The sequence below is a fragment of the Halorubrum sp. Hd13 genome, from assembly GCF_002252755.1.
In the GTDB taxonomy this organism is placed as follows: domain Archaea; phylum Halobacteriota; class Halobacteria; order Halobacteriales; family Haloferacaceae; genus Halorubrum.
Map to the genome: position 1 here is coordinate 1 of NZ_NHOY01000047.1, position 800 is coordinate 800.

Below are 800 nucleotides of genomic sequence, written 5' to 3' on the forward strand. Positions count from 1 at the left end.
GACACGACCGAGAACGGCACAGTCGTCGTCGGCTTCCCGTGCGTCTCCCAATGGTGGTACACACCGATAGAGGTGTACGACGACATTGCCGACTCCGTAGACCGACTGGTGGAGGGTGACGCTGACAAGACCCGCCTACAGGTGTACCGTCGCGGCGACGACTGGTACTGTACGTTCAACGTGGAATACGACGCCGACACGTCGGGTGAGACACCGATCGGTGTCGATATTGGCCAACGACACATCCTCGCTGTGACAGCTTATGGCGAGGATGAGTCAATGCTGGTGTCTGGTGGTGAGGCGAAATATGTTCGACGCAAATATCGTTCCCTACGCGATTCGCTCTCGGAAGCGGGTGCGCTTCGCGCACGTAACCGTGTAGGTGACAAAGAACAGCGTCGAATCAAAGACCTGAATCACAAACTCTCCCGTCGCCTCATCACGTTCGCGGAACAGTTCGAGAACCCTGTCATTCGGATGGAAGACCTCGAAGGTATCCGCGAGGACAGCTCATGGTCAGGTGTTCACTCGTGGCATTTCCACCAACTCCAACAGTTCATCACGTACAAAGCCGAACGTGCTGGGATTCGTGTTGAGCAGGTCGATGCGTACCATACCAGCCAGCGGTGTTCAGCGTGTAGTTCGATAGGAAGCCGTGATGGCGACCACTTTTCGTGTTCGGAGTGCGGTCGAGGACGCCACGCGGACCTGAACGCTTCAGAAAACATCGCACAACGGGAGGGTGAACCATGTACGGCGTAGCAGTTCGGCTGACGCGAACCGTACTACCTCGCTGGTTG

General features: G+C 56.8%; 1 protein-coding gene. It reads left to right on the top strand.

What is annotated here, in order from left to right:
* On the top strand, positions 1 to 762 hold a 762-nt coding region (locus DJ81_RS06330), incomplete at its 5' end, for an RNA-guided endonuclease TnpB family protein (protein WP_094589013.1).
* Positions 763 to 800: the final 38 nt, after the last annotated feature.